Raw genomic sequence first — 9,924 nt, 5'->3', positions numbered from 1 at the left:
TCAACAAATGCGAACTCCAAATCAACAAATGCGATCGCCAAATCAACAAATGCGAACTCCAAATCAACAAATGCGAACTCCAAATCAACAAATGCGATCGCCAAATCAGCAAATGCGAACGCCAAATCAACAAATGCGATCGCTAATTTAACTAATCTGACGCAGCTTCACCTCAGTTACAACCAAATAACCCAGATTCCAGAGGCGATCGAAAGTTTGTCGAAATTTCAGCGAAATTCTGCAACTGATCGGCAACCTGCGCCAAACTGCTACCCAATTCCCACCAGATATCCGCGATGACATCACCATTGATATTGATGATGTAGAAGTAGAAATTCAAAAGCCAGAAAAAGAACGCAATTTACCCAAACTCAAAAAGCGTCTACTAGCTTTAATAACTGCTGCTACTGTAGTTGCTGCCTCGATCGCAGGTATGACAGACTTTGCAAAGAATGTTATGGAAATAGGGAACAAATTAAATATCGAACTACCGCTTCCCTAATTAATAACAGAGGCGGCGAATCCAGTTAATTACTATATCCGCTTTCACCGTGGTTTTTGGAAATAAATGTTGCTATTTGCAAATCTGCGCCAACCAAATAACCATCCGCTGTAACAATATAAATATGGTTGTTGAAAAACTGCACAAGATTAAAACCAAGGCTCCTTAATTCACAAAGCCTGAATATCCATTTGTCGGATTAATCCATTCTCGATAGTGTAAATATGCTGAACCATTTGCTCGTGTATCAAGTTTCCATCTAGATCCTGCACTACTTGATGAACATGAACCACTATCCGCCCGCTTTCATCAAGTTGAAAACCTTGAGGTTCAACATGAGGATTGATTAAGCTCCACTGGCGAGTCCAATAATCACGCACCGCCGCATGGCCGTGAACATATCCGCCTTCCATACCATTCGCCCATTCCACATCAGAGTGCATCAACGCAAGAACGGAATCAATCTGACGGGCGTTGAAAGCAGCATAGGCTTTTATCAGTAAATCCTGCTGTATTTGAGTTGGGGTTTGCCGCTCCATTGTTTTGTTTTCTATCACTTTGATAAACTTATAGGATTTATACATTAATATCATGTCCGGCTAATTAGTTATAATTCCCTTTCTCTATGCAGAAAGCCCAAAAACCCATCCCCTCTGCCCCTCTGCTCCTCTGAGGTCTTAATGATAAGTCTTTAACCGGACATGATATAACCTGAATTTACCACCACTTTGAGGTTTTGCATACATAGAGATCGCACATTTATCTGTTAACAAATCTAAAAGTGCTTTGATAGTTTTTCCACAGGATAATTAAGATATAGGTATTTGACCTGACGGGTGTCGATACTCATGGTTCAAGACCAGATTTTGCTGAATGATTGGCATGTAATAGCGCGATCGCAAGACCTCCAACCTGGAACAGTCCTGCAAAAGCGCTTATTAGGCTCAAATATAGTGCTTTGGCATAATGGCGACAAAGTTTTAGCTTGGCAAGACCTTTGCCCTCATCGTGGTGCCCGTCTTTCTCTAGGATATGTTAATAAAGAGACTCTTGTTTGTCCTTACCACGGTTTAGCCTTTAATAGCGAGGGAAAATGTGTACAAGTTCCGGCTAATCCCGAACAATTGCCCCCTGCCCAAGCTTGTGTTAAAACTTACCAAATTCAAGAGCGTTACGATCTGCTTTGGGTTTGTTTAGGGACACCAAAACAAGACATAGCTCCGTTTTCTGAGTGGTACGATCCGGTCTATCAAAAGATTTTCTGTGGCCCTTACTACTATCACTCTAGCCCTCTGCGGGTGCTGGAAAATTTCATCGATCCGGCACACTTCCCAATTATGCATTCGGGATTATTTGCCCACGCTAGTCGTCCTGAGTTGACGCACTATGAATTAGAGTCTCTTCCAGATGGGATTAGTTTCAAATGTGGTTTGTGGGAACTAGATTTTAATTCCGGTAATCCTCTGTCAGCACCAATGATTTTCAACACTTACGATTACCGCATTTTTCGTCCGCTAGTGGCATACTTTAAACTTGGGCCTGGAGATCATCGTTTAAATATCTTCTATACAATTACACCAGTCGATGAAGATGAGTGCGTGGCGCAATATTGGTTAATGGTAAACAGTGTCCGTGAAGTAAAAGTGGAAGTGTATCTAGATATTCAAAATAAAGTTGCTAGTCAAGATATTGCCATTGTCGAGTCCCAGCAACCCCGACGCTTACCTTTAGATTTGCAATCAGAAGTACATTTACCGAGCGATCGCTATTCTATCGCATACCGGAAGTGGCTCAAACAACAGGGTGTTACTTTCGGTACTATTTAAAACTTGGCGATGCTTCTGATTATGATTAAGAAAAAAGATTTAGATAAAATTAGTTTAGAAGCTAACTCCCTTAAAGATTTAAAAAAACGGTAGATTAGACCTCTTACATAAGTCGAATCTACCCCCCTTAATCCCCCCTTATAAAGGGGGGAAACTTGAAATCTTGCTCCCTCCCCTTCACAAGGGGAGGGTTGGGGAGGGGTGATTCAACGATTTTTGCAAGAGGTCTATTGTTAACTGCTCTACCTTTTTTATGTATCTTGAATTGGCTTTCATATCAAGGTGAATTTTAGGTATTTATTGATCCACAGGTGCTAATTTTAAAGGATACAATCGCTCAGATCCATTTAACTGCCAAATTCTAAATACCAAAACAGCAGCTACAGTTAACCACACACAAGAAAATGATAAAGTCATTCCTGCTACAACATTAGTTTGCCAATAAATTACCGTCACCACTACAGCAGATAACCAAGGGCCTAAAATAACTACAGGTACAGCAGCACCTAATCTCCGTTCTACAGTAAAAATCGTATTCCAAGTATCCCCTAATGCCAGATGTACTACAAACAAAATTAAAGGCAACACTAAAAACTGGTGATTCATTTGCTGCCAAACCAATACAGAAGAAATTACTCGTAAAACAGCAATTATCATCCAAACTATGGGAAATGCTAAAGGTGGAGGAGACCATCTTGGTCTGATTACCTGGTCATAGGTCTGACGAGAACGGGTATTATCTAAAAGAGAAAAAATTCGAGAACGGATACTTAATAGAGCAAAAAATAATCCAGTCAATAAAGTGCTAACCCAATTGGGAAAAGAAGAATTGTTATCAATCAACATTACTAATTTTTCCATTCCCAGTAACACGAGAATCATCACCGCTATTTGTAGGATAGTCCCTAGTGTATAAACTAAAACTGCTCTAATATCTAGTTCTTGTGTAGTAGCTATTGATGTGTTTAGAGACTGTTGTTGATTCCCAGATTTTACCCCCATCACTGTATTAACAAACTGTTCAACTATTCCACTATTCTTGGATTTATTCATAATTAAGAGATGGCGCGTAGTTGATAATTAGTATTAATAAGTCATTATATGATATTCTAATAGTTAAAAATAATTTGGTTATGCTCTTTTAATATCAGAGTTTATTAAGTTCCGAATCTGATGTACAGTTTTTCGTAAGTGATATTGAGGAAAAAACGTGGAATTTCAGAAGTTATTGTATATTTTTACTCTAGTAAATATTGCTACATTTACTCTGGGTGTACCTGTATTTGCTCAAATCGCGCAGACTCCCTTTAATTCTGCACAGTCAAGTTGTCGTGCAACTAAAGTAAATACTGCAATTTTCAAAGAACCTTCAACCTCATCCAACGCTATCAGAATATTGTCGGCAAAAACAAGAGTTACTTTAGCATATATACCAGTTAGTGGAGATAGATTTGTCAGAATTAAAGCTCCGACTTCAGGATTTATTCAAACTGCTGTGCTGAAATTTTGCCAGCCGAATAACAACGCTCAGAATATATGGAGTAAACCTACTATTGGTAGTGTATGTCGGCAAATTGTACGACAGGAAACTATACGTCGCCAACCAACTACAAAAGAACCTTTTATTACAACACTTTATCCAAACACAGTTGTGTTTGTGAACTTGGTTACAGGTAATGTCGTTAAGTCATATAAATCTGAAAATTATATTTGGGTAGAAATCGACCTTTCCAGAAGTTTCCCTGGAGAGTTATCTGGTAATGGTTGGATGGTCAATACTGACTTAGTGAATACTCCTGGATTAAGCAGTCTGGCTTATTGTAGTTAAGTATCGAGGCATAAATAAATTTCAAGTTTGTAGTAAGGACTTTAGTCCTGATAATCCTTGTTCTGAGCGATAAATCGCTCACTACAAACTAGGAGTTTATTTTATATTTAATTATGTCTACCTACTTAGTAGCTTATTTCGTTTAATATATCCACTTGGCATGAGTTTCTCCATCTACTAGGGTCGTGCCTCTATGACTGAGTTTGGCTCAATGTTTTTTCCACCTGACAAAGAGCGAAACGATCGCTCTGGTCTTCAGCAGTTATTAACGCACGGCTTTCAGGGTATCGTAAAGTAACTTGTAGCGCTTAAACCCTGCTTCATACAAAGGATTTGCCTGCGGCTGTACTACATTACTAGCCTGCGGTAAAATCTTGAGTGCAGCTGCTAAATTGGGATAAACACCAATCCCCACCATTGCCAAAATAGCCGCTCCGTAAGCAGCTCCTTCTTCAGCTTTGGGAGCAATGAGTTTTGTTTGCAAAACATCTGCCAAAATTTGTAACCAGATGTGAGAACGCGCGCCTCCCCCCGTTGCTAAGAGTTGATCAACCGGAGCGATCGCACTAATTACCTCCAAAGCTTCTCGCAGACTAAATGCAACTCCCTCCAGCACAGCGCGAATTATATCTGCTTGCGTATGAGCTAATGATAAATTCACCAAAGCACCGCGAGTATCTGGATCGAGGTGGGGACTGCGTTCTCCTGCGAGGTGGGGTAGAAATAGAACACCACGCGCCCCAAGCTGCGATCGCTCTGCCATATCCATTAGCTCGGTGTATGATATATGCGGTGCAAATGTATCTCGATACCAACGCAGAGAACCACCTGCTGCTAGGGTTACTCCTAGCAAATGATAGCCACCATCTACATGACAGAACAAATGCACCCGACCTTCGGGATCGGGAATTGGGCGATTGCAGGGTGCAAAGATCACTCCTGATGTGCCAATACTCAAACTACCCCGGCTCAGGTTGCTTGATGAGATGCCCAAGCCAATCGCTGCTGCGGCATTATCACCTCCACCGACAATTACGGGTAATCCCACAGGTAATCCCACGCGCGCGGCTATTTCTGATTTTAGCCGTCCAGCGATCGCGGTAGATTCGATTACCGGAGGGAACAACGCTGGTTTTATATTGAGAGCATGGAGAATATCTGTATCCCATTGCCGATTACCCAAATTCAGACAGCCCACACCAGAAGCATCAGATGGTTCTGTCACTGCTTCGCCAGTTAGCACATATCCTAGATAATCTTTGGGCAAAAGAATCTGCCATAACCGAGTGTATGCTTGTGGTTCTTCAGTCCGCAACCACAAGAGCTTCGGCAGTTGAAACCCCGTAATTGCTGGATTTCCAGTTCGCTGGATCAACTCCTGACGGGGAATAGCGGCTTCAATTTCAGCAACAGCTTTACCTGTACGCTGATCATTCCATAAAATTGCCGGTCTGATTGCTTTACCCTCCACATCGAGAGGAACCATGCCATGCATTTGTCCAGACAAACCGAGTGCAATCGGTCGATGTCCGTTTAGTTGTTGAGTAACATCAAATAGAGCATCCAAACTTGCTTCGACCCAATCCGATGAGTTCTGTTCCGTCCAACCGGGTTGTGGAGTTAGCAAAGGATAGCTTCTGGTTGCCTGAGCGATAATTTGCCCTTGCAGATTAACTGCGATCGCTCGTACTCCTCCTGTACCCAAGTCTAAGCCAACTACGATGTCAGTCAATTGCCCCTCCAAATTCTTAATCGTGATATATTCTTACACTGAACTGCAAGCATTACTGAGTAGGCTTATCAGCGACTCTGGTTATTGCTTGAGACGTTAAATTTTCTCCAATATCTGCCAATAAGCCAAGACTGAATAAGTTTTATTATATTTATTTTATTAAGATTAGGACTTACAAATTGACAAAAAATATTACCCATGTGTACGAAGCAGCATAAGTATTAGTGGGATTGTCCACAATATACTCACGCACCACTAAAGTGAATAAGTTCCTTTGCAACTCATAACTAAATTGAAAATATAATTTTCAGAACGCATTTTTTCTCAACAAACAAATGCTTAAAGTGAACAAAAAATGTGTGTTTTAATTGCATGGCTATCTCTAACCATGAATCGACAAATACCACATACTTAGACCTCTTGCAAAAATCGTTGAATCAGCCCTCCCCAACCCTCCCCAATACATACGGGGAGGAAGCAAGATTTCAAGTTTCCCCCCTTTATAAGGGGGGATTAAGGGGGGTCGATTCGACTTATGCAAGAGGTCTCTTGTTTTATCATTCTGTGAAAAATTTCAATTCTCCAATGAGTCTCAGGAATTGTCACAAATTGTCCGATACCTGCTTTTGACGACACTCATTTTTAACTGCATTATCTTAGCAATCTATCAATGCGTAAGTCCTAAAGAACAGCTTTCCGGAATTCTTAAGTTTAGCTTTGGAGTAGCATTTATCCCTTGCCAATCCGGCAGGGTTTAATACATTCATCAAGGGTGGGAGATGGTTAAGGAACAAGCTACTCAGCCACAAAAAATTTTGATTTTGGCAGCAATTCCCCACGGTTTGCGCTTGGATAAAGAAATTAGAGAAGTTGAAGAATGTATCCGACGTGCTGTAAGACGGGATATATTTGATGTTGATATTAGGACTGCTGTTAGACCCCAGGATATTCGCAGGGCGATCGCAGAAGAAAAACCCACAATCGTGCATTTCTGCGGACACGGTTTAGAAGATGGAAGTTTGCTGTTAGAAGATAATGGGGGACAGAACAAAGCTGTGCCACCAGAAGGGCTGGCATCTCTTTTTGAATTACACGCAGATTGTGTAAACTGTGTGCTATTAAATGCTTGTCACTCTGTCAAATCTGCTGAGGCAATTAGTAAATATATTAATTATGCCATTGGCATGAACCAGGAGATTCAGGATCAATCCGCAATCCAGTTCGCTCAAGGTTTTTATGATGGATTGGGTTATGCAACTTCAAAAATTCAAGATGTATTTCCAAGAGCCTTTCAGGAAGGTTTAGTGGCGATTAAACTAGAAAACCTTTCCCAAGCCGAGATTCCAGTTATTACAACAAGAATAAATATAGATAAACCACATAAACCAATGGATATTTCTTTATTAGTAAAATTTTTAACGCCCTGTCTGCCATTTCTACTGAATGTGGGCAATAAGGCGGTGGAAGGAGCATCCCAGAAGCTTGGTGAAGATGTTTGGCGAAAAGCGACTGTTGTTTGGAGTAAATTGCAACCAAAGGTAGAAGGTAAAGCAGCGGCTTTGGAAGCAGCTAAAGATGTAGCAAATGACCCAGAAGACGGAGATTTACAAACTGCATTGCGGGTACAACTGAAGAAAATTTTAGAAGGGGAACCCACACTAGCAGCAGAAATTGCTCAAATTTTATCAGAAAAATCCACTACAGAGACTGGTGGTGATAATATCCAGCAAGATGTCAGTGGAAGTGGCAACCAAGTGATTGGAAAAATGGAGGGTAATGCCAAGGCAATTGGTAGAGTACACGGCAACGTAAGTATGTAATTAAGGTAGCTATAACTTATGTCAACTGAGCCAACACCTCAACCGAAACAGCCTTCAAGTGAAATTCAACAAGTTTTGGGAGGTAATAAGAACCAAGCTATTGGAGATATGAGTGGCGGTACTGCATTTGGTACAGTCGAAGGCAGTATATCAATAATATACAACTACCATTACGGTGAAGGTACTCAGGTAGTACCTGTTGAATCGACTGATGCTGCTGACAAAATTCTTCCCTGCCCTTATCGCGGTTTGTTTCACTTTAGTCCCAATGATGCGGAGTTTTTCTTTGGACGAGAGGTATGTACAGGAGAACTTTTCGCAGCGACTCAAAGCTGCAATTTTATACCAGTTTTGGGTGCATCTGGAAGCGGGAAATCTTCGATAGTTTTGGCGGGACTGGTGCCCAAACTTCAAAATGAAGGTCACTGGCTATTTACTCACTTCCGTCCCGATTCAGATCCTTTCCATGCTCTGGCTTTGGCGCTAGTTCCACTTTATACTCTAGATTTGAATGCTACTGAACGGATAGCTCAAGCTCGTCAGTTAGCAAAATACTTGCAGAATAGGGATGTACTTCTAGCTGATGTATTTGGCCAGATTCACCAAAATCATCCCACGCATCAGGTCTTGCTAATTGCCGATCAATTTGAAGAAATTTACACTCTATGTACGGATCAGAAAATTCGCCATAGTTTCCTGGATACTTTATTAGCTAGCTTTCCATCTTGCCCTTCTCAATCACACTACAAGCATATACTTGTTGCAACAATGCGGGCAGATTTCTTGGGAAATGCGCTATTGTATCCCCCTTTTGGAGATTTATTGAAAACTGATATCAAGCTTATTAGGTCGATGAATTATGAAGAACTTGAGCAGGTAATTGTCAAGCCTGCTGAGAAGTTAGGGGTAACTTTTCAAGAGGGACTGGTAAAACGCATTTTGGATGATGTAGAGTCAGAACCAGGTAATTTACCTCTGTTGGAGTTTGCATTAACGGAATTGTGGAAACGGCGCAAGGGAAAACAGTTAACTCATGCAGCTTATGAGGACATTGGTGAAGTAAAAGGTGCCCTAGCTCGCCATGCTGATAAAAAATATGGCAACTTGACAGATGACGAGAAGAAAAAAGTACGGCGAATCTTCATCCAATTAGTGCATCCAGGGGAAGGAACGGAAGATACGCGGCGATTGGCGACGAAAGCCGAATTGGGTGAAGCCAGCTGGGGATTGGTGAAACAATTAGCAGATGCGCGATTAGTAGTTACTAGTCGTAATCCTGAAGATCAAGAAACAGTGGAGGTTGTCCATGAAGCGCTGATTCGTAATTGGAGTGAATTACGACAATGGATGGACACAGACCGTAGTTTTCGCGCTTGGCAAGATTGGTTGCGGATAGGAATCAATCAATGGAAACAGACGCAGCGAGATGAAGGGGCATTGTTGCGGGGTGTAGCGTTGGCAGATGCGGAAGAAAAGCTGAAAGAACGCCGAGAATATCTGTGCGAAGAGGAGCAAGAATTTATCCAAGCTAGTGTAGAACTGTTGTTGCGAGAGCAAAAGGAGCGATCGCGTAGAAGGCAACGGACTATTTCAGGGTTGGTTAGTGGTTTGGTAGTAGCTTTGGTTTTAGCAGGGGTAGCGGTTATCGGCTGGAGGAAGGCTGCAATCAGTGAAATTAATTCCTTAGCTCAAAGTTCCGATGGGTTTTTGAACTTAGATGGACGGAAAGCTCTTCAATCAAGCATAAAAGCTGCTATAAAAATGCAAAATCAATTATGGGAAGTAGATGCGAATACTCGCACCCAGGTAGAACTGGCGTTATTAAATACAGTTCACAATGTTGCCGCACCCAATACTTTGGGAGGACACACAAACTCGGTTAATGAGGTCAGCTTCAGCCCCGATGGTAAAATGCTGGCTTCTGCGAGTGATGACAACACGGTGAAGCTATGGGATACCTCCACCGGCAGAGAAATTAAAACCCTCACTGGGCATACAAGCCCGGTTAATGGAGTCAGCTTCAGCCCCGATGGTAAAATGCTGGCTTCTGCGAGTGCTGACAAGACGGTGAAACTGTGGGATACCTCCACCGGTCAACAAATTAAAACTCTAACTGAGCATAAAGATGCGGTTTGGGGGGTAAGCTTCAGCCCCGATGGCAAGATGCTGACTTCTGCAAGTGCTGACAACACAGTAAAACTGTGGGATACCTCCAC

General features: G+C 41.8%; 8 protein-coding genes and 1 pseudogene. 4 read left to right on the top strand and 5 right to left on the bottom strand.

The annotated features are described in order from the left end of the window. Positions 1-172: 172 nt before the first annotated feature. Complete coding sequence (locus tag RMY16_RS32445; protein ID WP_322739820.1) at positions 173-340, bottom strand: hypothetical protein; 168 nt, start codon at positions 338-340, stop codon at positions 173-175. A gap of 332 nt (positions 341-672) precedes the next feature. Next, on the bottom strand, positions 673-1,086 hold the full coding sequence (locus tag RMY16_RS32440) for a nuclear transport factor 2 family protein (RefSeq protein ID WP_322739819.1): 414 nt from the start codon (positions 1,084-1,086) through the stop codon (positions 673-675). Between the two features lie 264 nt (positions 1,087-1,350). On the opposite strand from RMY16_RS32440, the gene RMY16_RS32435 reads away from it, so the two are divergent. Next, entirely contained in the window at positions 1,351-2,328 is a 978-nt protein-coding gene (locus RMY16_RS32435) for an aromatic ring-hydroxylating dioxygenase subunit alpha (protein WP_322739818.1), read from the top strand. A 297-nt stretch (positions 2,329-2,625) separates the two neighbouring features. Here RMY16_RS32435 and RMY16_RS32430 read toward each other — a convergent pair whose 3' ends face one another. Further along, a complete protein-coding gene (locus tag RMY16_RS32430; protein WP_322739817.1) occupies positions 2,626-3,381 on the bottom strand; it encodes a TspO/MBR family protein in 756 nt (251 codons plus the stop codon). Between the two features lie 157 nt (positions 3,382-3,538). On the opposite strand from RMY16_RS32430, the gene RMY16_RS32425 reads away from it, so the two are divergent. Then, positions 3,539-4,156: a hypothetical protein gene (locus tag RMY16_RS32425; RefSeq protein WP_322739816.1), complete on the top strand. Its 618-nt coding sequence runs from the start codon at positions 3,539-3,541 to the stop codon at positions 4,154-4,156. A gap of 265 nt (positions 4,157-4,421) precedes the next feature. Here the strand turns inward: RMY16_RS32425 and xylB are convergent, their stop codons facing one another. Next, on the bottom strand, positions 4,422-5,888 hold the full coding sequence (gene xylB / locus RMY16_RS32420) for a xylulokinase (protein ID WP_322739815.1): 1,467 nt from the start codon (positions 5,886-5,888) through the stop codon (positions 4,422-4,424). Positions 5,889-6,060: 172 nt separating this feature from the next. Further along, positions 6,061-6,299 (bottom strand): annotated as a pseudogene (locus RMY16_RS32415) (hypothetical protein); the annotation flags it as partial. Between the two features lie 368 nt (positions 6,300-6,667). On the opposite strand from RMY16_RS32415, the gene RMY16_RS32410 reads away from it, so the two are divergent. Further along, positions 6,668-7,708, top strand: coding sequence for a CHAT domain-containing protein (locus RMY16_RS32410; RefSeq protein ID WP_322739814.1), 1,041 nt, complete (start codon positions 6,668-6,670; stop codon positions 7,706-7,708). 18 nt (positions 7,709-7,726) lie between these two features. Next, on the top strand, positions 7,727-9,924 hold a 2,198-nt coding region (locus RMY16_RS32405), incomplete at its 3' end, for a WD40 repeat domain-containing protein (protein ID WP_416211728.1).

Source organism: Nostoc sp. DedQUE12b (assembly GCF_034530835.1).
Taxonomy (GTDB): Bacteria; Cyanobacteriota; Cyanobacteriia; order Cyanobacteriales; family Nostocaceae; genus Nostoc.
This window is presented reverse-complemented; position numbering and strand designations above follow the sequence as displayed.

Excerpts from the sequence above, each read along its gene's own strand:
- RMY16_RS32440 (WP_322739819.1), bottom strand. The coding sequence starts at position 1,086 with ATGTATAAATCCTATAAGTTTATCAAAGTGATAGAAAACAAAACAATG.
- RMY16_RS32435 (WP_322739818.1), top strand. The coding sequence starts at position 1,351 with ATGGTTCAAGACCAGATTTTGCTGAATGATTGGCATGTAATAGCGCGA.
- RMY16_RS32430 (WP_322739817.1), bottom strand. The coding sequence starts at position 3,381 with ATGAATAAATCCAAGAATAGTGGAATAGTTGAACAGTTTGTTAATACA.
- RMY16_RS32410 (WP_322739814.1), top strand. The coding sequence starts at position 6,668 with ATGGTTAAGGAACAAGCTACTCAGCCACAAAAAATTTTGATTTTGGCA.